Origin of the sequence: Pseudoalteromonas sp. BMB (genome assembly GCF_001709235.1) — a bacterium.
In the GTDB taxonomy this organism is placed as follows: domain Bacteria; phylum Pseudomonadota; class Gammaproteobacteria; order Enterobacterales; family Alteromonadaceae; genus Pseudoalteromonas; species Pseudoalteromonas maricaloris.
Genome location: NZ_MBQA01000182.1, coordinates 24,233 through 48,972, shown reverse-complemented (window position 1 = coordinate 48,972; position 24,740 = coordinate 24,233). Strand labels below are relative to the sequence as shown.

General features: G+C 43.2%; 21 protein-coding genes. 11 read left to right on the top strand and 10 right to left on the bottom strand.

Going from position 1 to position 24,740, the window contains the following annotated elements:
* Nucleotides 1–37: 37 nt before the first annotated feature.
* On the bottom strand, nt 38–835 hold the full coding sequence (locus BB427_RS16425) for an isocitrate lyase/PEP mutase family protein (RefSeq protein WP_069021949.1): 798 nt from the start codon (nt 833–835) through the stop codon (nt 38–40).
* A gap of 239 nt (nt 836–1,074) precedes the next feature.
* On the opposite strand from BB427_RS16425, the gene BB427_RS16420 reads away from it, so the two are divergent.
* A complete protein-coding gene (locus BB427_RS16420) occupies nt 1,075–1,380 on the top strand; it encodes a hypothetical protein (RefSeq protein WP_069021947.1) in 306 nt (101 codons plus the stop codon).
* 127 nt (nt 1,381–1,507) lie between these two features.
* Nucleotides 1,508–5,092, top strand: coding sequence for a hypothetical protein (locus BB427_RS16415; protein WP_069021946.1), 3,585 nt, complete (start codon nt 1,508–1,510; stop codon nt 5,090–5,092).
* Between the two features lie 49 nt (nt 5,093–5,141).
* Here BB427_RS16415 and mnmE read toward each other — a convergent pair whose 3' ends face one another.
* The gene (gene mnmE, locus BB427_RS16410) at nt 5,142–6,506 is read right to left on the bottom strand and encodes a tRNA uridine-5-carboxymethylaminomethyl(34) synthesis GTPase MnmE (protein WP_017218537.1); all 1,365 of its coding nucleotides are present in this window, start codon (nt 6,504–6,506) and stop codon (nt 5,142–5,144) included.
* A gap of 211 nt (nt 6,507–6,717) precedes the next feature.
* Between mnmE and BB427_RS16405 the strand changes: the two genes are divergently transcribed.
* Nucleotides 6,718–8,898, top strand: coding sequence for a winged helix-turn-helix domain-containing protein (locus BB427_RS16405; protein WP_254663655.1), 2,181 nt, complete (start codon nt 6,718–6,720; stop codon nt 8,896–8,898).
* Between the two features lie 3 nt (nt 8,899–8,901).
* On the opposite strand, the gene BB427_RS16400 is transcribed toward BB427_RS16405, so the two are convergent.
* The 3 genes from BB427_RS16400 to BB427_RS16390 are packed head-to-tail and all read right to left on the bottom strand — an operon-like array spanning nt 8,902 to nt 10,786.
* Nucleotides 8,902–9,639, bottom strand: a complete 738-nt coding sequence (locus BB427_RS16400) for a TlpA family protein disulfide reductase (protein WP_069021942.1) — start codon at nt 9,637–9,639, stop codon at nt 8,902–8,904.
* Complete coding sequence (locus BB427_RS16395; protein ID WP_045988475.1) at nt 9,639–10,097, bottom strand: TlpA family protein disulfide reductase; 459 nt, start codon at nt 10,095–10,097, stop codon at nt 9,639–9,641. The genes BB427_RS16400 and BB427_RS16395 overlap by 1 nt, the downstream gene beginning before the upstream one ends.
* Nucleotides 10,098–10,114: 17 nt before the next feature.
* The gene (locus BB427_RS16390; RefSeq protein WP_069021940.1) at nt 10,115–10,786 is read right to left on the bottom strand and encodes a cytochrome c biogenesis protein CcdA; all 672 of its coding nucleotides are present in this window, start codon (nt 10,784–10,786) and stop codon (nt 10,115–10,117) included.
* Nucleotides 10,787–11,014: 228 nt separating this feature from the next.
* Between BB427_RS16390 and BB427_RS16385 the strand changes: the two genes are divergently transcribed.
* Nucleotides 11,015–11,230, top strand: coding sequence for a DUF1496 domain-containing protein (locus BB427_RS16385; protein ID WP_069021938.1), 216 nt, complete (start codon nt 11,015–11,017; stop codon nt 11,228–11,230).
* Nucleotides 11,231–11,307: 77 nt separating this feature from the next.
* Here the strand turns inward: BB427_RS16385 and yidC are convergent, their stop codons facing one another.
* The 4 genes from yidC to rpmH all read right to left on the bottom strand — a co-directional run bounded on the left by yidC (nt 11,308) and on the right by rpmH (nt 14,002).
* On the bottom strand, nt 11,308–12,942 hold the full coding sequence (gene yidC / locus BB427_RS16380; RefSeq protein WP_069021936.1) for a membrane protein insertase YidC: 1,635 nt from the start codon (nt 12,940–12,942) through the stop codon (nt 11,308–11,310).
* 8 nt (nt 12,943–12,950) lie between these two features.
* On the bottom strand, nt 12,951–13,253 hold the full coding sequence (gene yidD, locus BB427_RS23955) for a membrane protein insertion efficiency factor YidD (protein ID WP_010604158.1): 303 nt from the start codon (nt 13,251–13,253) through the stop codon (nt 12,951–12,953).
* Nucleotides 13,254–13,426: 173 nt separating this feature from the next.
* Nucleotides 13,427–13,861, bottom strand: coding sequence for a ribonuclease P protein component (gene rnpA / locus BB427_RS16375; protein ID WP_010376847.1), 435 nt, complete (start codon nt 13,859–13,861; stop codon nt 13,427–13,429).
* A 6-nt stretch (nt 13,862–13,867) separates the two neighbouring features.
* On the bottom strand, nt 13,868–14,002 hold the full coding sequence (gene rpmH / locus BB427_RS16370) for a 50S ribosomal protein L34 (RefSeq protein ID WP_010376846.1): 135 nt from the start codon (nt 14,000–14,002) through the stop codon (nt 13,868–13,870).
* 607 nt (nt 14,003–14,609) lie between these two features.
* Here rpmH and dnaA point away from each other — a divergent pair.
* The 7 genes from dnaA to BB427_RS16335 all read left to right on the top strand — a co-directional run bounded on the left by dnaA (nt 14,610) and on the right by BB427_RS16335 (nt 24,313).
* Nucleotides 14,610–16,010: a chromosomal replication initiator protein DnaA gene (dnaA, locus tag BB427_RS16365; protein ID WP_069021935.1), complete on the top strand. Its 1,401-nt coding sequence runs from the start codon at nt 14,610–14,612 to the stop codon at nt 16,008–16,010.
* Nucleotides 16,011–16,020: 10 nt separating this feature from the next.
* Nucleotides 16,021–17,124, top strand: a complete 1,104-nt coding sequence (gene dnaN, locus BB427_RS16360; RefSeq protein ID WP_010376842.1) for a DNA polymerase III subunit beta — start codon at nt 16,021–16,023, stop codon at nt 17,122–17,124.
* Between the two features lie 4 nt (nt 17,125–17,128).
* Nucleotides 17,129–18,217, top strand: coding sequence for a DNA replication/repair protein RecF (recF, locus tag BB427_RS16355; protein WP_010604162.1), 1,089 nt, complete (start codon nt 17,129–17,131; stop codon nt 18,215–18,217).
* 12 nt (nt 18,218–18,229) lie between these two features.
* On the top strand, nt 18,230–20,647 hold the full coding sequence (gene gyrB, locus BB427_RS16350) for a DNA topoisomerase (ATP-hydrolyzing) subunit B (RefSeq protein ID WP_069021933.1): 2,418 nt from the start codon (nt 18,230–18,232) through the stop codon (nt 20,645–20,647).
* Between the two features lie 176 nt (nt 20,648–20,823).
* The gene (gene glyQ / locus BB427_RS16345; protein ID WP_010376835.1) at nt 20,824–21,726 is read left to right on the top strand and encodes a glycine--tRNA ligase subunit alpha; all 903 of its coding nucleotides are present in this window, start codon (nt 20,824–20,826) and stop codon (nt 21,724–21,726) included.
* On the top strand, nt 21,726–23,795 hold the full coding sequence (gene glyS / locus BB427_RS16340; protein WP_069021931.1) for a glycine--tRNA ligase subunit beta: 2,070 nt from the start codon (nt 21,726–21,728) through the stop codon (nt 23,793–23,795). The genes glyQ and glyS overlap by 1 nt, the downstream gene beginning before the upstream one ends.
* 71 nt (nt 23,796–23,866) lie before the next feature.
* Nucleotides 23,867–24,313 (top strand): hypothetical protein, encoded by a 447-nt coding sequence (locus BB427_RS16335; protein ID WP_010376831.1) that lies wholly within the window; start codon nt 23,867–23,869, stop codon nt 24,311–24,313.
* A 66-nt stretch (nt 24,314–24,379) separates the two neighbouring features.
* On the opposite strand, the gene tusA is transcribed toward BB427_RS16335, so the two are convergent.
* A complete protein-coding gene (gene tusA / locus BB427_RS16330) occupies nt 24,380–24,619 on the bottom strand; it encodes a sulfurtransferase TusA (protein ID WP_010376829.1) in 240 nt (79 codons plus the stop codon).
* Nucleotides 24,620–24,740 lie beyond the last annotated feature (121 nt).

Sequence of the window (24,740 nt, the reverse complement as noted above, 5' to 3'; positions counted from 1 at the left end):
AAAGAATCTAAAAAAACGGTCAGATCTTGTGATTTATTTAGTTTGACAGCCAAGTTGTGCGGACTGATTGCTCAAATAAGAAGTCTACAGCATGTTCTTCGAGCAGCCTTCTGGTGGCTGATTCTTGTAGTGCTATCACATGATCGCTGAGAGCATTACCCGATGAGATACGTTTGACTCCTAACTGTGCTAACGCCTGTTTATCACTAAATCCGGGCAACAACATCACATTGACTGGAATTGAAAGCAGGGCTGTTAGGTGTTTTATCATCGTGGTGTTGGTTAAACCGGGAATAAAAAAGCCATCGCAACCTGCTGCTTGATAGGCGAGTGCACGCTCAAGCAGCGTCGCTTCAGTCCACTGTGGTTGTAAGCAAAGATCGCAACGGGCATTAATAAAAAATTGATCGAAACCGCCATGACGTAAAGCTTGTTTGATTGCCTGCAATAACGCTTGGTGTGCCTTTATATCGCGTAAGCCGCTATGGTTACTGGGTTTGTCTTCAATATTGATACCTGCAACGCCAAGGTCGGCCAATTGGATAATATGTTTGATGATCTGATTTTGATCCGCGCTGTAGCCTGCCTCAATATCAACACTCAATGGAATAGTGATCACCTTAAGGATGGCACTTACTGTTTGTAGTACACGGTCAAATGTGAGTTGTTCTCCATCTTTGTAGCCCTGATGATTAGACATACCCCAGCTTGTTGTCGCAACGGCCTGACCACCAGCCTGTTCGATGATAAGCGCTGATGATGGATCCCAGCAGTTAGCTAGAAAAAGCGGGGCTGATTGTTGGTGTAGTGCATTGAAAGTTGTAGATAGCGCCATTTTATTTCTCCTAAGTTGCAGCGCTTAGGATACGCAGCGTACGGATGTTGGACTGGCCAGATCTAGCACTTAACGTGATTGGGTAGATTTGCGGTTATCGTTCAGATCCTTATTATAAGTGTGCTGCTCTTTACTTTTTATTAATATTTATCAAAAGCTTAACGATAAATTTGATGTTGACCTAGTTATATGGATTCGAAATAATAGTGTTGATATTAAGGAACTACAAAAGGTAAAACATGGATAAGGATCTGCACATTAGTGCTGCTGAAAATTGGTACTCATTTCGTATTAATGCATCTGGAGAGTTGGAATTTAAACGCGTCGCACTGTGGGCTGCTGATAAACAGGGTTCTGTAAGAGGGTTAGTCTCTGGTACTGCCAACAAAAAATTCGCCAACTATTTATACAATGCGCCATACGCACATGGTGGTTATATTCATTGGGATGATATGACACCCGCTCAACAGAAAAAAGCAAAGCAGGACTGTCAGATAGATATCGACAGGTTAAAGGAGCTGCAAGCTGAGGATGCTAACGCGTAGCTGCCACTCACTGTGTTTAGCATTTACTTGAAATTGCCGCGGTTCACAAAGCTGCGCTTCATTCTCTTTTTCTTCTCTATAGTCCGATTAGTGCGGCTATACGTCAAATTCAATTAGAAATAACGACATGAACCAATTCGATAAAAACCAGATAATCACGCTGGATATCCAAAACCCGCAACAAATTAAATTAGCACTAGCTCAGTATAAGGCTTTGTTGGACAGCGATAAGGCCTGTTTTAACAGTCAGTTTGATGTTGAGTTTAAGCAACTTGATGAAGCGGGGATGCGCCGTTTGCAACCGCAAGATAGTGGCAACAACCTAAAGTTGCTTCAATCAGCATTAGATTTAGGCCAAGAAGGCGGTGCGCACCACTATGACCACACCATACTTGATGATACCGAAAACTATATTTCTGAGGTCATTTTATTTGCAGCAGCGCTGCAATACCCTGAGATCAAACAAGCTGTTGTAGAAGCCGCCAAGGAAATAGTGGCCTATAGTCGCCGCCAAAATGACACTGATGAAATGTGGCTTGATGATATGCGGGTATTTGGCGTTGAAGCTTTGTATATGCTTGCAAAGACGGATATACAGTACGCCTATTTGCTAGCACAATACTTTGTGCCTTATTGGGATGATGAACATGCATGCGGTTATGAAAGCTATTTAAGTGTATTGCTACACGAGCACGGTTGGCATCGTGAAATGATCAAAGCATTTATTTGGTGTGACAACGATAACTTTAGATCTGGCATGTTCAAAAATGATCAATACAGTGAAGAATGTGACTACCAGCCGCTTGGGGAATATTTACGCGAAAATCCTGAGAGTTATGAGCAATTTAAAGCATTAGTCATTGCACGTTTTCAAGCTGAGCCCGTATTACTTGCCCATGTCGATACCATGTGTGATGAGGAAGAAGAAGACCTGAGTGGTCATCAGCCTGTGATCTCTTTGTATCAATCGCTATTCCCCCATAGCTGTTTTTATGACGATGAAGAGGCTAAAGACAGCTTTATGGCAATGCCATTTTTTGGCAGTACCCTCGAAAATGAAGCGTATGATTTACAGCAAAAAGTCCAATCACAGGTTGCAGGTCCATTAGTTAAAATTGCACAGAGTGCCATTGCTGCTCGTGCAAACTATCGTGCCTATCTTGCCAGAGGTGAGCGTAAATATGAGCTTAACTATGGTACTAATTTGTTGAAACCTTTAGTGCTGGCCATGCCCCAAGGCGGATTATTGTGGCGCTACATTGAAACTGGGGAACCACAAACAGTATTAGAAACAGTCTGTGAAGTAGATGTGCTTGAATTAGCGAAAGTGCATGCCAGTGACATGGCTGAGCATCTTATTGATCAATTGAATAGTTTTGAGCGCAATAATCAAGGTATAGCCGAGGAGCTGGAGTCGGTGCTCAGCTTTGTGCGAGGCGATCTACTTACAGATCACTTCAGTGAAGAAGCTGAATATACACAACCCAATGGCATGGTGTTGACGCTTGCGGTACGCAACGATGCAGAAAATAACTTACTACAAGCTCGTGCTGAGCAGTACCTTCGCGTGATTGATGTATTTTACCATGTCCTAGGCAAGCGTGAGTTTTGCAAATATATGATGGCATCACTTACCGAAGGTGATGAAGCACTACTCTCCAGAGAAGCCTATTATCAGCGTTATACTCAACTCTCCGTGTCTGATATCAAGAGCGCGGCTGAAAATGCTAAAGCCAAAAATATCCAGTCGATATTTCGTTATTTCACCAACCAAGATGAATTACTGTGTCGCAAGCATCTTAAGTTGGTCGATGAGCATTTCCGCTCATCGCGTGCGCTGTGCCACCCAAAGCAATGGCCGCAATTGGATATGGGATTAATTACACTGGCCAGCTATCACCTGCACAGTGATTATAATCAGCATATTGGCGATGATATTACTGAGGCACTAGCAAATTATCTTAACGACAATCATATTTGGCAACTCGCTGCCCAGCACATAATTCAGAAATGTCATAAAAAGTCCGATCATTATAACCCTGATAACTTAGGATTGTCTGAGGCACAAATAACGCGGATCTGTGATTACTTTACTGCAGACACGCCGCAAGATGATTTAAGCAGTTTATTGGCATTAGTGCAGCCGCAGTTGTATCGAGATGAGTGTTGTCGCGGCGATCTTTACCTAAACAAGTTTAGTGAAAAGCAGTCAAGCTATCAGATCTTTAAAGATTTTGATGATGATTTCCAACGCTTTACCTTAACGGCATTTTGGTTGCGACAGCTACCTTTACCCCTGCAATATAAAGCAGATCGTTTATGGCAATTTATTATTGCACTAGCGCCAGTTAGGGTTGCACGCAATGTGCTTCGTGCTTATTCGGATGATCATTGGAGCATAGAGTTTGACACTATACTCAATGAAATTGAGGTCTACGAACAGTTAAGTAAAGCTGGAATAGATGGCGGTATACTGAATGCCTATGAAATGAGCAATCAACGTTATAACTCCGAACGCTACTTGAATTGGATAGAGATTTACAGCGAAATAGCCAGTGATGATACCTGCATGTTTGGCAGCATGGGACGTAACAAAGCCAAAGCTATGGAGCAGGGACTCGCATATATCAATGAGCGCACGAAAATTGAGTTTTTACATCATGTGTCGCTTAAACACCCGGAAGTTGAGCTTGATTTCAGCCATGATTTACAACGCGCGATTGATATTTTTGTGCAATTAAACCTGCACTCTTGGGAGCATGCGTTAGCACAGGAATTAGGTCGGGATTGTCTATATTTCGGTGAAGGTGAAAAGTTACCAAAGAAGCTGCATAAAGCCATTGTAGCGGATAGCCTCTCAATACACGATAAACCTTGCCATGTAGATGGTCGAAGTTGGGAAGCGTGCACTGTGTTACAACAGCAAGGAGACAATTACGTTATTGTGATGGCCGATCATGAGGTGCCGCTTGCTTGGTATGAAGAAAGGCTGCCATCTGGGCCGTTACTGATATTTTCAGAGCAGCTTGAGCGTGCGGCTATTATAAAACGCGTGGCTGAGCTGCAAGTGCAGTCCAATCGCATTAACGCGATTGTTGAGCAAACGATGGCTTATCTACATAATGAGGTCGAGTTTGATGTCATGGCTGCGCTGTTTAAAGGGCAAATTTCCACCGAGTTTATGCGTATCGATGCCGATGAATATCAAATGTATAGTCTTCGTCAGTTTGTGTGGATGTTAGATGCTGAGCGTCGCAACAAACTGGTACGTGTGCTTCTTAATCATGATTATCGGGGCTTTAAATTAATTGAAGCGCAAATGGAACAACCTTGGCTATTACATCAACTGGCACACAATGAGATAGATTTTGAAACTTACCTATCGAAAAGCGGTGAATATGAAGGCGAAGCGTCCGAAACCGGCATAGCATTTTTGCTCACCTGGTTATTTGATATCGGCGTTAAACCCGAACATTTGGTGCTGTTTTGTATTAAGCGCAGTCACTTTGACGTATGTCGTGAATTTATCGTGGCACATGCTCGTGGCCAATATGGCAGTTTTAAACAGAGTTTGAGCTATTTATATGCTGATCGCCGCGCTGAACTTCCTGAAATATTCAGCCAAGCAGCAGACGCTGAAGCATTGCTAGCTCCATTAAGAAAAGACAAATCTCGCAAGGTAAAAGAAGCGGTAAACCAATACGCTAATTAGTGTGTAGTCATACGCCCAAAAAAGGCGTATGACTACTTAGATATTTGGGTTATTTACCAATACAAAATGAGCTAAAGATTTTGCCCAGCAAGTCATCGGAGGTGAATTCACCGGTGATCTCATTGAGGTATTGCTGGGTAAGGCGTAGCTCTTCTGCCAAAATTTCACCGGCAATATGCATTTCTAGCTGAGTTTGACCTATTTCTAGGTGCTCAGCTGCGCGCTCTAGGGCGTCTAAGTGACGACGGCGAGCCATAAAGCCACCTTCAGTTGCACCAGTAAATCCAATACAGGCTTTTAGATGTTCCCTCAATAAATCAATGCCTTGAATGTCTTTAGCACTTAGACGGATAAGGGTATGGCCATCACTCGTTGTTGCGCCAACGGCTTCACCGCTTAAATCGACTTTATTGCGGATCACGGTAATTTCCATGCCTTGCGGTAATTGCTCGATAAAATCAGGCCAGATCTTCGCAGGATCGGTTTCGTGGGTTTCGGTGCCATCCACCATAAATAGTACGTGATCGGCGCCGCGGATCTCTTCCCAAGCACGCTCAATACCTATCTGCTCTACTTTGTCTGGACTATCACGAAGTCCTGCGGTGTCGATAATATGAAGTGGCATGCCATCAATATGAATATGTTCACGTAGTACGTCTCGTGTGGTACCTGCGATGTCTGTAACAATCGCAGCTTCACGGCCTGCTAAGGCATTGAGTAGTGAAGATTTACCAGCATTAGGGCGGCCTGCAATCACCACGCGCATGCCTTCACGCATGATGCTGCCTTGCTTGGCTTGTTTACGTACTTCTGCGAGTTGCTGAATAATGGCTTCTAGGTCACCCGAGACTTTACCATCGGAAAGAAAGTCGATTTCTTCGTCGGGAAAGTCAATTGCGGCTTCTACGTACATGCGCAGATGAATTACTTTCTCAACCAACGTATTGATATGTTTAGAAAAGTCACCTTGTAGTGAATGTAGTGCACTTTTTGCAGCTTGCTCGCTGGTTGCGTTGATCAAGTCTGCGATAGCTTCTGCTTGCGTTAAGTCTAGCTTGTCGTTCATAAAAGCACGTTCTGAGAACTCACCAGGCTTTGCCAAGCGCACTTGCTCAATTTTGCTGATTTCCTTTAACAGCATATCAAGTACCACGGGGCCACCGTGGCCTTGTAACTCAAGGACATCTTCACCGGTGAATGAGTTCGGCCCTTGGAAGAACAATGCAATACCTTGGTCTAGTTGTTCACCTGCTAGGGTATTGAATGGCAGGTATTCGGCATAGCGAGTTTTTGGGCATTTACCTAAGATTTGCTCGGCAACTGCTCGGGCTTTACACCCTGAAACTCGAATAATACCAACGCCACCGCGACCCGGTGCGGTAGCCTGTGCTGCTATGGTGTCTTGTGCGATCATGATGACTCTTTAGACTGTCTGGTTAATAGCCATAATTGTACAGCAATTGATATATCTCAGGTATAGCTGGTGGGTAATATCTGAGTATGCTCATTGTGTTTTGGGTGGTTGATGACCTTAATGATACGGTTATGCGCTTTTGTCAGGTATAATTATGATCACAGTTTTTACTGTTCTTACTAGCAAAGGTTGTATAAGGGAAACTAACGCTGTGCTGCACTTTCTTCAATTCCGCTTCGATCCAAATGTCTCGTGTTTATATCGTGATGCTGAGCAAGTGCCACTGAGGCCGAGAGTTGCGCAGCTGTTGGCTTATTTTTTAGCCCATCCAAATCAAATTGTTACACGTGAAACATTGCTCAGCACGTTGTGGCAACACGGTGAGTTTAGAGAAGCTGCACTAACACAAAGTATCACTGAGCTAAGACAAGCCCTCAAAGATAACGCCCAGCAACCCACCTTTATTAAAACCATACCACAGCAAGGTTATCAGTGGATTTGTCCTGTTGAGAGCCGCACATTTAACACATTCAAACTCACTACAACAATGAAGGCGATGCTTGTCGTTGGCGCTGTTGCGTTAAGTGGAGTCGCGGCGAGTGTTTATCTCGTTTCTAGCTCAGTACCCGTTGTCACTCGTATACAAGCTGAGCAAGACTCGTTAATCATTGTGCCTATGGTGAATGAGACGGGTGTGCAAGCCAATGCGTGGTGGGGCTATGCGCTTGAAGCAGCATTGAGACAACATTTACAGTCTCATTATCAATTAGTACCGCGAAGCCAATATCCTGAGCTTGCAGAGAATAGTGCGATTAATAAGCTCACGCTTTCACTAAAGCCGATACAACAGCGTTTTTTACTCAGTGTTACTTATGGAGATAAGCAAAGCGAGATAATTGTTGAACAGTTAGATGAGAGCTTTGAAGCGATTGCAACAGAGGTTATTGCGCAGTTAGCGCTAGGTGTTGACACTAAAAGCGCCAAAAAATCACCCTTAAATCTAGCAATGAATGACTATTACCGCGGTGTACAAGCATTAAATGAACAGGGACCTCAACTGGCAAAGGCATATTTTGAGGCGGCTGTGGCACAAATGCCGGAACATCTAGAAAGCCAGTTGGAGCTTGCGCAAATTTGTTGGCAGCTCGGTGATATTGATTCTGCCACCCATCGATTCGAACAGGTTTCACTAAGTTCAGCGTCAATCGCGACTCGTGCTCGCTACCACCTCTATTACGGAGAGTTTTTCAAGGCACAAGGCTTACATCAGCAAGCGTTGCAGCAAGCTCAGCTTGCCCTCGATGCTGCTGAGCAAAGCCAGCAAGTTGAATTGATAGCGATGGCATATCAACTCAAAGCGGATGCTTTTTGGGTGTTACAACGTTGGGATGAATACCAGCAAGCGATGAGTTCAGCGCATGTTTTGATAGGCAGTCGATCGTTTGTCTATAGCGAAGCACAGCGGAGTTTCTATCTTGCCAATTCACCAGCGGCTGGTCCCGCTGAAAAAACGTTACTGAACTTAGAGAAGAGTAAACCTGTACTCGCGCAAGCCATTGCCTATTATGAGCAAACAGAGCAGACCATGAATTTAATAAAAGCTTTGTTTGCTTATGGTCAAAATTACTTAGTGCCAGTGGTTGAAAGTGAGCCTAGTTTATTAAAAGCCCTCGCTTTAGCTCAGAAAAATGGTTATCACTATTTAGAAAAGCAAATACTCACTTACCTAGGGTTCTACTATATTCAGCTACATCAGGGAGAAAAGGCGCTACGGTATTTAAAAGACATTAACGGGGAGCCGCGTTTTATTCCAAGCTATGAACAACAGCAATTACTGATTGGCATGGCGCATATGGATATCGCATTGCAAACGGGTGATACGGATGCAATGCAAAGTGCAATTACGCAATATCAAGTGCTGTTAGAAAGCGATTATATTTCTTCGGTGACGCGTGCCAACGTTAAATTGTTACTGGGTTGGACCTGGATCAAAGCGGGCAAGCTCGAATTAGCAGAGCCGTTGACGGTTGAAGCAATGCAAGACTATCAAACGTTACAGCTACAAGAAGTTGAGACCTATGCGCTCTATACGCAAATGTATATCCATCTTTTGAGAAACGAGCCTCAACAAGCGCTTGAGATCATTACTGCACATCAACATACCAATTCACATCTTTTGTTGCTTTACGGTGTTGTTGCGGCTGATATGTTAAATGAAGAAGCGCTGCAAAAGCGCTTTTCAGATAAATTGGCCGGACTCGAAAATAGCCAATTATTACAGCAACAGTTGCTGCAAATACGCCAGCAAAGCAGCATTGATAAGCACTTTATTACTGAGCTCATCGATGCCCCTTACAGCGTCTATTGTCAGAGTAAATGGACGATAAATTAGGCTCTAGTCTATGTTGGGTGGCTGATTACCGCGATAAACGACTTCACCATGTTTGTCTTGTACCACCCAGTAAGGTAGCTCTCTAATCTCAAACTGGCTAAATACTTCGTTGTGGTGATCGAACACAATATCGTGTTTGACCTCAAAGCGTTGTTGGTAGTCTCGAGCACTTTGTTCTTCCACATAAAAGGGCTTAATCACAGTAACGACCGGATACGCACTCGAGTCAGCGAGTTGATTGTTTTGTTTTATTCTCATTTCACAGGCAGGAATATGTTGAAACGGACACAAACTATCGCTGAAAAATAACACTCTGTATTGACTGTTTATAGTCGCTATCGAAAATGGCGCACCGGTGAGTGTTTGCAATGGGATCCGTGTTTCTTTCTCTGTGCTTGGTGCACTGTTAGTCGTCAACAACTCTCGTTTGATAACTTTGTCGTCTTTAACGATAACACGAACAGGTGTTTGCCTTATTGCAAAGCGTTGCAGCAACTGGTTTTGCTTATCAATGGCTAACTCAGCATAGCTTGGGTAGGCCGTTTTAAACTGCGCTAAGCTTGCCTCATCAATATTAATATCGGGCTGTAGCAATCTCCTTGGTGCTAGTGGCGTTGGTAGAGTCGTGGGCTGTACATACTCATCCCAAATATTAATAAACACATACTCTTGCGTGTTAGCGTGCGCAAACACGCTGAGGCACAAAGCGGCGAACATAAGTAGGGCTTTAATTGATGACATTAGTTTGCTCCTTGGAGTGTGCTCAGATGTTGTTGCAGCTCATCTGTAAACAATGCGCTGCGATAGATTTCTTTGCCGTTTTCATCAATGAGGATGTGTTGTGGCGTGCCTAACACTTGAAACTGCTGAGTTATCTTGCCATTACCATCAAATACCGTTGGAAATTGGTAATCATGTTTATCAAGGTAAGCTTGCACGCCTTTTTTTGACTGATTGAAGCCAATATTAACGGCGATAACCTGATAGTGGTTATTGGCTTGCTGAAAGCTTTGCTCAAGCAGTGGCATTTCTTCCACGCAGTAGGAGCACCACGTTGCCCAAAACTTCAAGTAAGTGACTTTGCCTTGACTGGTTACGGTATTATTTGCAAGCGTATTGGCGGTAAGTACGGGATAGTCCTTTGCTGCAGACATTGTGCTGAGTAACATAAAGAGTGAATAAAATACGATTTTTTTCATGGTGGTTCCTTTGCGTTTTATAGCCAACTTTTGCCAGCTTGAATAAGAAAATATTGCGCCATTGCGACTAAGATAAGTGCGGTTGCTGTAGTGATGTGATTTAACCAAGCTCCAGATCTTGGTAATGTATGCAAAAAGCGTGTGCTTAGCCCTGCTAGCAGTAACAGGGTGCTCATACCGAGCGCAAAACTAAACAGCAGTGCGCCTCCTAATAGAGGTTGCTGGGCATTAGCAACGAAGAGCAATAAGCCGCCTAAAATTGGAGACGTACAGGGAGCCGCAACAAGAGCGCTGGCCATGCCCATTATAAGAGGTGCTGGTGAGCCTGTTGAAATCGCATTTGGCAAGCGTGGCAGAGAGACTAAACCTTTTGATACCACAGCAAAGTAGAGTAATAGATTGGCAAAAATTAGCAGCACCCAAGGGTTTGTTGCTACTTGGCCAAAGAAGCTACCGGTTAATGCTGCAATAAATCCAAGCGCGGCGTACACCGCTGCAAAGCCTAGTGCATACCAGACTGGGGCAAGGCGAATATGGCGTTGTTGGCTAAGAGTCGCAACAGTTATGGGAAGTATGGGATATACGCAGGGCGTAAAGCTGGTGAGTACACCGACTAAGAGTGCTATAGGCACTAACCACCAATCAGATTCGGCACTGGAGAGTGCCTGTAGTAACGTAGATTCAAGCATCGTCTTCTCTTTGCATTTTTTAACTGCAAAAGAGCATGACGGATAGCCCAGATTTGACCTATCAAATCGTCATAAAATCGCTATCAAATTTTATCAAGTGCTTGCTTTTATTTGATATTTTAATTGCTATGAGTTTAAAAGGGAAAGTGCTTGTTGCTCGTTGTGTTTATAATATAAGGTAAGTTACCTAGTTTAGGTAACTTAAAATTATGCGTAAAGGGAGATATTATGAATAGACTAACACTAGCGGTTGTATCTGCAGTATTTGCGGTATCTGGTTCTGCACTAAGTGGTGAGAATGTAAAACCAGACTACGACCCTACAAAGTATTGTTATTATGCCGATCAGGAATACTCTAAGGGAGCCGTAAAAAAGCAAAATAACAAATGGAAAGTCTGTGTTGACGGCGGTCCAAATGGTGAGCTCCAATGGATTGATCAATAGCGACAACTTCATATGATGCGCAAATAAAAAAACGCCAGCTTCACAGCTGGCGTTTTTTTATTCAAGGTGTACGAGCGTTAACCGCGTACTTTCATGCCTTTTTTCTCCATGCCACGGTAGATGATAAGCATCTGAGCGATAGAGATAAGGTTTGAAACCAACCAGTAAAGTACCAGACCTGATGGGAACCAAATAAAGAAGATTGAGAACACGACTGGCATGTAAGTCATCATCTTTTGTTGCATTGGGTCTGTAACTGTCATCGGCTGTAGTTTTTGTGTTAGGAACATACTTGCGCCAAATAGCACAGGTAGTACGTAGTACGGGTCCATTGATGATAGATCCGTTAGCCACAACATAAACTCAGCATGACGTAGTTCTGTTGATTCAAGGAATACGTAGAACAAGGCTAGGAAGATTGGCATTTGTAGTAATAGTGGGAAACAGCCACCCATTGGGTTCACTTTTTCCTTACGGTACATTTCCATCATCGCTTGGCCGAACTTCTGGCGGTCATCGCCATAACGCTCTTTTAGTGCCTGCATCTTAGGCTGTAGCATGCGCATTTTAGCCATAGAGGTGTATTGCGCTTTAGTTAGAGGGTATAACGCCGTTTTCACAATCAAAGTGATAGCAATAATCGCCAAACCCCAGTTACCTAAAATACCGTAAAGGAACTTAAGCAGAGTCAGTAACGGTTGTGAAATAAACCATAACCAGCCGTAGTCTACTGTGAGATCTAGGTCTTCTTGAATTGCTTCAAGCGCTTCTGTGTCTTTAGGACCCATGTAGTACACCGCATGGATAGTTGCCGTGCTGTTTGCTTGAACATTGGTTGGCTCGCTCTTCATACCAACAATACCATTGCCATTTCTAAGCGCGGTATAAATTGTATTATTGGTTTGCTGATCTGGCACCCATGCACTGACGAAGTAGTGCTGTAGGAAAGCAACGTAGCCGCCTTGGGTATTTTTATTCAGGTTCGCATCCGCCATATCAGAGAAGCTGTATTTCTCATAAGGCTCTTCAGCGGTACCATAGGCTGCGCCTAAGTAGGTCTGATCAACCATGCTGCCTTTATCTTGGCGTGTACGTTTGATTTGTGTGTATAGTTGTACTTGAACAGGTGATGAGGTGGTGTTGTTAACTTGGTATTCTAAGTCAACATCATATTTACCTGCTTTAAATACATAAGTTTTTGTGTACTGTACGCCTTTCTCATCAGTAAAAGTCAGTGGTACACGTAATGTATCGCCATTAAGCTCATATTGCTGTTGTGCAGACTCATATACAGGGCGGCCAGCTTTGTTTGCATCAGGGCCGTTTAAACCAATTAAACCACTCTGTGAAACATACTGTTTGCCTTCAAATTCACCAAGTAACATGAAAGGCGTGTCGCTGCCATGGGTTTCTGCGTGTTGTAGTAAGTTGGCTTCAACGATGTCACCGCCTTTAGTATCAATTTTTACCGAAAGTACATCGGTAGTGATACTAATGACAGAACGTGTTGCCTGAGTTGCTACAACTGGGACATCGGATTGGCTTGATGCTGGAACATCAGCTTGCTCTTCTGTTGGGGTTGAGTTCGCCACTTGTTGTGTGGCGGCACTGGTATCAGCTTGTGGCGGGTTTTGTTCTTGTGTCCACTCTTGGAACAGTAGGAACGAAACCAGCAACAAACCGATAAATAAAAACGTGCGTTGCGATTCCATAACAGCTCTTATTTCTCGTGTTGTTTAACTTTAGTCGACTTCACAGGTACAGGGTCATCTCCACCTGCGCTCAAAGGGTGACATTTTAATATGCGTTTAACCGCTAACCAACTCCCTTTTGCAATTCCATGTAAATTAATTGCTTGAATTGCATAACTAGAACAGGTCGGGTTAAAACGACAATGAGGCCCGAGTAGGGGGCTAATCCATTGTTGATAACCGCGGATCAGCAATATAAGCAGGTGCTTGGGAAGCGAACAAACTGCTTTGAACTGATTTCTGATCTTGCTACGCCCTGAAGTTGAATTCATGGCTTTGTAGATATCAATTTCCTCAATTTACTGCTTCAACCCAAGTGAGCAAAAACAGACAATTTTTCCATTGATATAGCTGATTAAAAGGTGAGCTAACCTTACCTTAATTGGCGTAAAATTACTATGCTAGCAAGGGTAAATGCGCCGTAAAAAGGAAAGGCTGAAGCAGATTATTGCTTTTTCGCGTTAGCTTGAGGATTTTTTGAACGCTTGTGTTGAGGCTTTGGCTTAAAAGGTGGTTTAGGTGCACCTGGCTTACAACGTTCATTTATTTTGCGCCACATCTTAGTGAGCTGTTTAGTTAGCTCTTCATTAGATTGCTCGTCAACACCGGTTTTGACCATCAACACAATATCGATATTATCAAGTTTATGACGATTTAATCGAAAGCTTTCTCTGGCAAGTCGTTTGATACGGTTTCGTTGACATGCTTTTTTACAGCGTTTTTTTGCTACAGTTAAACCGAGTCTTGGATGACCAACATCATTTGGTTTTGCAAGTAGAGTAAAGTAAGGCGTAGCAGCGCGAGCTGGCTCTTGAAATATGCGGGAGTAATGCGAGGGAGTTAACAGACGTAACTCCCTGCTAAAGCTAAAGTCTTCCACTAAATATTAAGCAGAAAGTACTTTACGGCCTTTAGCACGACGACGTGCTAATACTTTACGACCGTTCTTAGTCGCCATGCGAGCACGGAAACCGTGAGTGCGCTTGCGTTTAAGTACGCTAGGTTGAAAAGTTCTTTTCATAACAATTCCATCCGATCGGTTAAAAGTTAAAACATCCTATGCAGGTCGCGATCCTGGCACAGGTGCCATTGCGAGCGCGAGATATTAAAGCTGAGCGCGTCTAAAGTCAATCAAAATCTGCTCTCTGTGGCTAAATAATCCACAGTAGAATTTCTTTATCCTTATATATAGACAAAACTTGGCAAAGCTATCGAGCAAACATAGACGATCTACATAAAGTAGGATCAATACGAAATCGATCTGCATAGATCTGATCCGATGGGCGGCATTATAGCATTTAGTAAGAATAGGAAAAGCTCTGGAAAACTAAATTTGATCTTAATTTTGGGGTGAGATCGGGAGAGTTTTTTGCTATGATCTTACTTGTGGGTAAAAAATAAAAACCTTTAAATTTCATGTGTTTATTTTTTTGCTAGGGTGAGATCTTGCTTTTTCTAAATGTCAATATTGAACTTGTGGATAAGATCACTTCATAATACCCCGCTTCCACCAGTGATTTTGTAATAAAAACTAAGTATTTCCGGCGATCCTTTTATTTAGATCTGACTATTTAGATCTGAATGCTCTATTTTTTATTCTCGGGAATCAAAACCTATTGGAGTTCAGAGTGTATCTGTCGGTTTGGCAAAGTTGTTTATATGTTTTGCAAGATGAATTGCCATCTCAGCAATTTAGCATGTGGGTAAGACCACTACAGGCAGAAAGTACTGATGATACGCTAACTATCTATGCGCCGAATCGTTTTGTATTGGATTGGGTACGAGAAAAGTATCTCCACCGCATCAATGAACTGCTGATTGAGATCTGTGGTGATGAAGCACCAGAGCTGCGCTTTGATGTGGGTAGCAAACCTGTGTTAGCTGCACAACCAAGTGTATCTAACGAAAAAGCCGCAAGTGTAGGTCATGCAGCTGATAACATGTCAATGCTGCAAGGCACTCAGCCAAAAATGGCAGAAAAAGTTGAGCCAGCTCCTAAATCTTCGCATAAGTCTAATATTAAAGAGAATTACACCTTTGATAACTTTGTGGAAGGTAAATCTAACCAGCTGGCAAAAGCCGCTGCAACGCAAGTTGCAGATAATCCAGGTTCTGCATTCAATCCCGTATTTATTTACGGTGGTACAGGTCTGGGTAAGACGCACCTGTTACACGCCGTAGGTAATGGCATTATTGAACAAAAACCGGATGCAAAAATTGTTTATATGCATTCAGAGCGGTTTGTTCAGGACATGGTTAAAGCACTGCAGAATAATGCCATTGAAGAGTTCAAGCGTTACTACCGCAGCGTTGATGCATTGATGATTGATGATATCCAATTCTTTGCAAACAAAGAGCGTTCGCAAGAAGAGTTCTTCCATACTTTTAATGCGCTGCTTGAAGGCAACCAACAAATTATTCTAACTTCTGACCGTTACCCTAAAGAAATAGAAGGGGTTGAGGACCGACTGAAGTCGCGTTTTGGTTGGGGGTTAACTATTGCTATTGAGCCACCAGAATTAGAGACTCGCGTTGCTATCTTAATGAAGAAAGCGCAGCAAAGTAATATTAACTTGCCACACGAAGTTGCCTTTTTTATTGCTAAGAAATTACGCTCTAATGTGCGAGAGTTAGAAGGTGCGTTAAACCGCGTGATAGCTAATGCCAACTTCACTGGTCGTCCAATTTCTATCGATTTTGTTAAAGAAGCGCTACGCGACTTACTAGCGCTACAAGACAAACTCGTTACCATCGATAATATCCAGCGCACCGTGGCGGAATATTATCGAATTCGTGTTTCTGACTTATTGTCAAAACGTCGTAGCCGTTCAGTTGCAAGACCAAGACAAGTTGCCATGGCATTGTCTAAAGAACTGACAAACCACAGCTTACCAGAAATAGGTGATGCATTTGGTGGCCGCGACCATACCACCGTGTTACATGCGTGTAGAAAAGTAAAAGCACTTCGTGATGAAAGTCATGAGGTAAAAGAAGATTATCAAAACTTAATTAGAACGCTGTCTTCTTAAGGGTTAAATGATGCAAATAACGATTCCAAGAGAACTATTTTTAAAGCCACTGGTACAGGTGTCGGGTGCCATTGAGCGCAAACATACACTGCCTATTTTGTCTAATGTATTGCTAGAAGTGAAAAATGGCGCGTTACATATGACAGGTACAGATTTAGAGATAGAGCTTGTTGCATCTGTTGCCCTTGAAACCAATGTGCCAGACGCCAAGATCACTTTACCGGCGAAAAAGCTCCTAGATATTTGTAAGAGCTTGCCTGATAACTCGGATTTAGTGCTGAGTAGCCAAGAGCATCAATTGCTACTGACTAGCGGTCAAAGTCGCTTTTCTTTGACAACCTTAGCCGCTGAAGACTTCCCTAATCTTGAAGAGTGGGACGGTGAGGTTGAGTTTGCCATAACGCGTTTAGAGCTGAGAAAATTGCTAGAAGCAACGCATTTCTCTATGGCGAACCAAGACGTACGTTACTATTTAAATGGTATGTCGTTCGAAGTAGATAATAATGAAATTAAAACGGTAGCTACTGACGGTCACCGTTTGGCAATTGCGCAGCAAAAATTACCTGAGTCATTGCAAACACAACGTCAATTGATCATTCCTCGCAAGGGCGTGCAAGAGATCATGCGCTTATTGCCTGCAGATGATGAAACTATCACCATTCAATTTGGCGCTAATCATGTGCGTATCATCGACAGCGAATTTACTTTTACGAGTAAGCTGGTGGATGGGCGATTCCCTGATTATCGTCGCGTATTACCTCGTGGCGGGGACAAGTTGGTTACCGCAAATCGCGAATGGCTACGTAGTGCATTTCAGCGTGTGTCTATTCTTTCTAACGAGAAGTTTCGTGGCGTGCGATTGAATCTGAGTAATGGACAATTAAAAATTAGTGCCAATAACCCAGAGCAGGAGCAAGCTGAAGAAATTGTTGAGGTAGGTTACCAAGGCGATGATCTTGAAGTTGGTTTTAACGTTTCTTACTTATTAGACGTGTTAAATACAATAAAGTCTGAAGATGTACAATTTACGCTTTCTGATGCGAACAGCAGTGCGCTTATTGAAGCCGCTGGTGACGAACATGCCATGTATGTAGTTATGCCGATGCGTTTATAGAGTTATGAGTTTAACTCACCTTAGCCTCAATGCATTTCGAAACATTGAGGCGATGGCGCTTTCACCTAGCAATGCCGTTAATGTCATTCTCGGTGAAAATGGTAGCGGTAAAACCAGTCTGCTCGAAGCCATTTACTTTCTCTCCAGTGGTAAATCTTTCCGTACCAATCTGCAAAAATTAATGATCAAGCATGAAGCTTCTCATTGCGTTGTTCATGCTAAAAAACAACTACATAACTTGTCTATACCGCTTGGCATTAGTAAATATACCAGTGGTGAAACTAAGCTTCGAATTCAGGGGCAGGCAAGCCGGAAAGTGGCAGAATTAGCGCAGGTTTTACCTGTTCAAGTTATTACGCCTGAAAGCTATGAGCTGTTTTTTGGTGGTCCAAAAGAGCGTCGTAAGTTTCTTGATTTAGGTGTGTTCCACGTGGAACATCAGTTTTATTCCACATGGAAAATGTTCAATCAGGTGCTCAAGCAACGTAACGCTTTATTGAAATCTAAACCGAGAGATCTCCAATCCCAGCTAAGTTATTGGGATAAGGAGTTTGTACGCCTTGCTGAGCAAATAAATATGTTTAGAGAGGCTTATATAGGTAGGTTTCAGACGCATTTTTTTGATAAGATAGGGGATATAAGCCCTATCTTTAAAGGCCTTGAAATTCGCTTTCAAGCGGGCTGGAAGGGGGAACTAGCTGAGGTATTAACAAATCAGTTAGAGCGAGATGTAAAACTTGGCTATACAAGTAAAGGGCCGCATAAGGCTGACTTTAACTTTTATACTCAAGGAAACAGCGTAGAACATATTTTTTCTCGTGGTCAACTCAAGCTATTACTGTATGCACTTAAAGTAATGCAAAACAGTTTGATTGACCAAGAGAGTAATAAGCAGTCAATTCTGCTTATTGATGATTTACCTTCGGAGCTTAGTGAAGATACTAAGGTGGCGGTATCGCGTCTGTTGGCGCAATGTCAGTCACAGCTGTTTATCACTGCTATTACTCCAGAAAGTATTGCCGCCGTTATTGAACCAATGGAACGTGAAATTAAAATGTTCCACGTGGAACATGGCAGCTTAATAACAAAATAATTGGAAGAAACCATGTCGGAAAATTACGATTCGTCGAGTATTAAAGTACTTAAAGGATTGGATGCTGTAAGAAAGCGTCCGGGAATGTATATCGGTGACACAGACGATGGTACTGGTTTACATCACATGGTGTTTGAGGTCGTTGATAACTCAATCGACGAAGCACTAGCAGGATATTGTGACGATATTTTCGTAACAATTCATACCGATGGCTCTGTATCTGTTCGAGATAATGGTCGTGGTATCCCAACTTCAATTCACGAAGAAGAAGGGGTTTCTGCGGCAGAAGTTATCATGACTGTACTACATGCCGGTGGTAAATTTGATGATAACTCATATAAAGTATCTGGCGGTTTGCACGGTGTAGGTGTTTCTGTTGTAAATGCACTTTCTGAAAAACTACAATTAACAATCCGCCGTGATGGCAAAGTGCATCAGCAAAAATACACTATGGGTGTTCCAGATGCGCCGTTAGGTGTTATCGGTGAAGCGGAATCTACTGGTACAGAATTGAGATTCTGGCCAAGTGCTGAAACGTTCTCAGATACAAATTTCCATTACGATATTCTAGCTAAGCGCCTACGTGAATTATCTTTCCTTAACTCTGGTGTAAGCATCATTTTGAATGATGAGCGCGAAGAGAATAAACAAGATCACTTCAAGTACGAAGGCGGTATTCAAGCATTCGTTGCGTATCTAAATCGTAAGAAGACACCAGTTCATCAAAGTGTTTTCCACTTTTCGACTGAGCGTGATGATGGCATTAGCGTAGAAGTCTCTATGCAATGGAATGATGGTTTCCAAGAAAACATCTACTGTTTTACCAATAACATTCCTCAACGCGATGGTGGTACTCACTTAGCGGGTTTCCGTGCAGCACTTACGCGTACGCTTAACACCTACATGGAAAAAGAAGGCTTTAATAAAAAGTATAAAACCAGTGCTACGGGTGACGATGCCCGTGAAGGTTTGACTGCTGTTGTTAGTGTTAAAGTTCCTGATCCTAAGTTCTCTTCACAGACAAAAGATAAGCTCGTTTCTAGTGAAGTGAAAGGGGCTGTTGAGCAAACGATGGCTGAAAAGCTAACTGAATTCTTGCTAGAAAACCCAGGCGATGCAAAAACCGTTGTAAACAAAATCGTTGATGCTGCGCGCGCACGTGAAGCTGCACGTAAGGCTCGTGAAATGACTCGTCGTAAGGGCGTTATGGATTTAGCTGGTCTACCGGGTAAACTCGCTGACTGCCAAGAACGAGATCCTGCACTTTCTGAACTATATATAGTGGAGGGTGACTCGGCGGGTGGTTCTGCTAAGCAAGGTCGTAATCGTAAGAACCAAGCAATCCTGCCGCTCAAAGGTAAAATCCTGAACGTAGAAAAAGCACGCTTTGATAAGATGCTTTCTTCTCAGGAAGTGGCAACACTAATTACTGCATTAGGTTGTGGTATTGGCCGTGATGAATATAACCCTGAAAAGCTAAGATATCACCGCATCATCATCATGACCGATGCGGACGTGGATGGTTCACACATCCGTACACTGCTACTGACTTTCTTCTATCGTCAAATGCCAGAGATCATCGAACGCGGTTATGTCTATATTGCTCAGCCTCCACTATATAAAGTGAAAAAGGGTAAGCAAGAACGTTATATTAAAGATGATAATGCGCTAACTTCATATTTGACGACATTAGCTCTAAACGAAGCATCGCTATATCCGTCGGAAGGTGCAGAGCCAATTACTGGTAACAGACTAGAAAACCTAGTACATGATTATCAGAATACGATAGATATCATTGAGCGTTTAAAGCGTAAGTATCCGTCTTCAATCATGAACCGTTTGCTTTATCACCCAGAGCTAACCGAGTCAGACTTATCTGATGAAGCAAAAGTAACGGCGTGGACTGAAAACTTGGTTGCTGATCTTGTGAAGAAAGACGAAGACGCCACTATCTTCAACGCAGAAGTTGCATTTGATGAAGAGCGCCACATGTATTATCCGGTGATCAATATTCGTCAGCATGGTGTTGATAAAGCACATACTTTGAACTTCGACTTTATTACATCTAAAGATTATGTCCGCATTGCGAACACGGGTCGTCAGATTGGTAGTTTGATCAGCGAAGGCGGTTATGTACAGCGTGGTGAGAAGACTCAAGCAATCGAATATTTTGAGGCTGGTCTTGAATGGCTTATCTCTGAGTCTAAGCGTGGCTTGTATACACAACGCTATAAAGGATTGGGTGAGATGAACCCTGACCAACTTTGGGAAACAACGATGGATCCAGATGCTCGCCGTATGCTACGTGTGACCATTGAAGATGCCATTGCTGCAGACCAATTGTTTGCAACCTTGATGGGTGACCAAGTTGAACCTCGTCGAGAGTTTATCGAAACAAATGCACTGAGAGTTGTTAACTTAGACGTGTAAACTCAAACATCTAGTAAAAAGGAGGGATTTTCCCTCCTTTTTTTATGCTTTAAAGCTTAAAACCCTCCTGCGCTCGCGGTATACTGAGCATAATTTTCAATCATTGAATCTAGCGTAAGCGCCAAATTACTACAGGCGTTTACATACGATAAGTACCAGATAAAAATAAGCCAACTATGCAAAAATACGATATCAAAACCTTCCAAGGTTTGATCCTGGCTTTACAGGATTACTGGGCGCAGCAAGGCTGTGTTGTAGCTCAACCTTTAGATATGGAAGTTGGTGCGGGTACATTCCACCCGATGACCTTCCTTAAGTCCATTGGTCCTGAGCCAATGTCGAGCGCATACGTACAACCTTGTCGCCGCCCGACGGATGGTCGCTATGGTGAAAACCCTAACCGTCTTCAGCATTACTACCAATTCCAAGTTGTATTGAAGCCATCGCCTGAGAATATTCAGGAGCTCTACCTAGGCTCTTTAGAAGCATTGGGCATTGATACATTAACGCACGAAGTGCGCTTTGTTGAAGACAACTGGGAGTCACCAACGCTAGGTGCTTGGGGATTAGGTTGGGAAGTATGGTTGAATGGCATGGAAGTGACTCAGTTTACTTACTTCCAGCAAGTTGGCGGTATTGAATGCTCACCGGTAACGGGTGAAATTACGTATGGTTTAGAGCGCCTTGCGATGTATATACAAGGTGTAGATAGCATTTATGATCTTGTTTGGACAGATGGTCCAATGGGGCGCGTAACTTATGGTGACGTGTTCATGCAGAACGAAATCGAACAGTCGACATATAACTTTGAATATGCGGATGTAGAGGCATTATTCAAGCAGTTTGACCAGTGTGAAAAAGAAAGCGAAAAGCTAATCGAAGCAGGGCTTCCTCTACCAGCTTATGAGCAGGTAATGAAGGCATCTCATGCATTTAACCTGTTAGACGCACGTCATGCTATCTCAGTAACTGAGCGTCAGCGCTATATATTAAGAGTTCGTGCTTTATCAAAAGCCTGTGCACAGGCTTACTATGACGCACGTGAAGCACTTGGCTTCCCGCTTTGTAAGGATAAATAATGTCGACTGAAAACTTACTCGTAGAAATTGGTACCGAAGAGCTACCACCAAAGGCGTTACGCAACCTTGCTGAGTCATTCGCAGAAAATACTAGGCAAGAACTTGAAGCATTAGAGCTTAGCCATGAAGGCGTGAGCTGGTATGCATCACCTCGTCGCTTAGGTATTCAAGTTAAAGCATTGCAAACGCAACAAGCCGACAAAGTGGTTGAAAAGCGTGGTCCCGCTATTCAGGCGGCATTTGACGCCGATGGTAACGCGACTAAAGCGGCGCTAGGTTGGGCTCGTGGTTGTGGTATTGATATTAATGATGCTGAGCGTTTAGAAACTGATAAAGGCACTTGGCTGCTACACAAGGCGAAAGTAGAGGGGCAACAGACCTTAGCGTTACTAAGCGATGTGATCAACAAAGCATTGGCTAAGTTACCTATTCCAAAGCCGATGCGCTGGGGTGCGAACAAGACGCAATTTATCCGTCCTGTGCATACTGTGGCTGCACTACTTGGTAGTCAACAAGTTGAAGGTGAAGTGCTAGGTAAAGCTATCAGCAATGAGCTGCAAGGACATCGATTCCATCACCCTGAGCGTGTTCGTGTTGAACATGCTGATGATAGCCATGCAGTGCTAAAAGGCGCATACGTTATTGCGGATTATGAAGCACGTAAAGCGTTAATTCGTGGCCAAATTGAAGCTGAAGCTGAAAAGCTCGGCGCGCAAGTAGCGATGGATGAAGATCTTCTTGAAGAAGTTACATCACTAGTCGAGTGGCCAGTAACTTTAGTAGCATCTTTTGAAGAAGCCTTCTTGCAAGTACCTGATGAAGCACTTATCTACACCATGAAAGACGACCAAAAGTACTTTCCACTGTTAGATAAGCAAGGCAACTTGATCAACAAGTTCTTGTTTGTTTCTAACATTGAAAGTAAAGATCCGAGCGTGGTGATCTCGGGTAACGAGAAAGTGGTTCGCCCACGTCTGGCAGATGCGCAGTTCTTCTTTGAAACGGATAAGAAGAAAACGCTGGAAAGTCGTCTTGAGTCACTTGATTCAGTGTTATTTCAGAAGCAGCTTGGCACACTAAAAGACAAGTCAGAGCGTATCTCGGCACTCGCTGGTTTTATTGCGGAGCAGCTTGGTGCTGATAAGGCATTAGCAGAGCGTGCAGGTTTACTAAGTAAAACGGATTTAATGACTGAAATGGTCATGGAATTTACTGACGTTCAGGGCGTGATGGGTATGCATTACGCGCGCATTGATGGTGAAGCGGAAGAAGTCGCGCTAGCACAAAATGAGCAATATATGCCGCGTTTTGCTGGTGATAACCTACCGTCTAACCCAATCAGTTTTGCCGTGGCGCTTGCGGATAAATTTGATACTCTGGTTGGCATTTTTGGTATCGGCCAGACACCAAAAGGCGATAAAGACCCGTTTGCACTTCGCCGTGCTGCCATCGGCGCATTGCGTATTATGGTAGAAAAAGAACTACCATTAGACATTCAGGATATCGTTGCCAAAGCAATGACGTTATTCGGTGATAAGCTAAGCAATGCAAATGTTGCCGATGAAGTGGTTGAGTTTATGTTAGGTCGTTTCCGTGCCTGGTACCAAGATGAAGGTATCGGCGTGGATGTGATCCAAGCAGTACTTGCAAGACGTCCAACGAGCCCAGTTGATTTTGATCGCCGAGTAAAAGCGGTTAGTCACTTTAGAACGTTGGCGGAAGCTGAAGCGTTAGCCGCTGCCAATAAGCGTGTAAACAACATTTTAGCGAAGAATAACGTCGCGTCAGAAGCTGCGGTGGAGAGTTCACTCCTGCAAGAAGAAGCTGAGCAAACATTGGCTGCACAAGTTGCTGCGTTAACTGTTGAGCTTGCACCTGTTTATGCTGAAGGTGATTATCAAACTGCACTGACGCGTTTAGCGAGTTTACGTGAAGCAGTAGATAACTTCTTTGATAATGTTATGGTAATGGCGGACGATGAAGCGGTTAAAGCTAATCGTTTAGCATTACTTGGTCAGTTAAGTAAGTTATTCCTTAATACTGCAGATATTTCAGTGTTACAAAATTAATTGCTGATACAAAAGCCAGCAATTGCTGGCTTTTTGCTGATTGGTAAAAGCAAGTAAAAGGCTGTCTAGCTATGATTAAAAAACAAGGGGCAATGGCGATTGCGCTATTAGCACTTACCGCTTGTAGTAGTAACTTTCAATTGCCAACAACGTCAACTTCACCGGTTGTTGCTGGTGAGTTGGATAAGACAATGTATTTACGCGGTGACTTCACTCTGTGGGATGCCGAACCTCAGTATCGTCTTGAAGAAACACAACCGGGGATCTACGCAACAAAAGCAAGATTCATGAGCCCAGGTAAAGTGTATGAATTTAAAATTGCTGATGAGCAGTGGAGTGAAGGCTACAACTGTGGCTATAAGAGTGAAGGGCAGTTAACGCTAGGGCAACCGCTGGTCGCGGATTGTAACACGGTGTATAACTACTTTAGCTTTAAGCCAAGTAAAAAAGGTTGGTACGAAATCCGCTTAGATTATCGTAATCCTCGCTCACCAAAGGTGGTGATTGTAAAATCTTAAATAAGCGGCAGATGCCGCTTTTTTATTGTTCATGACTCATGAGTTCAAATAGTGTTAAAGAGGAGATCACTGACCTTTCTTAATCACATATTTGTAGGGAGATTCAGCCACTGCTTTGGCTACCAAAGTGTGATCCATAAATTCACAGAAGCTCGGAATGTCTCTTGTCGTTGATGGATCATCTGCGATAACTAACAACGTCTCACCTAAGTTCATCCGTCGCACCATGCCTCTAATCATCATTACCGGCTCCGGACAACGTAAGCCTACTGCATCTAAGGTATGGTCGGTATTATCAAAACTCATTGTGGGTGGCCTTGTTCGTTACGTTGCTAATTACGGAAATTGCTATTTTAACCGCATGTTGTAAGTAAGCTCAAGTATGGATAACTCCTGCCTTAGCCAACCTGAGGTGAGGTAAATGCAG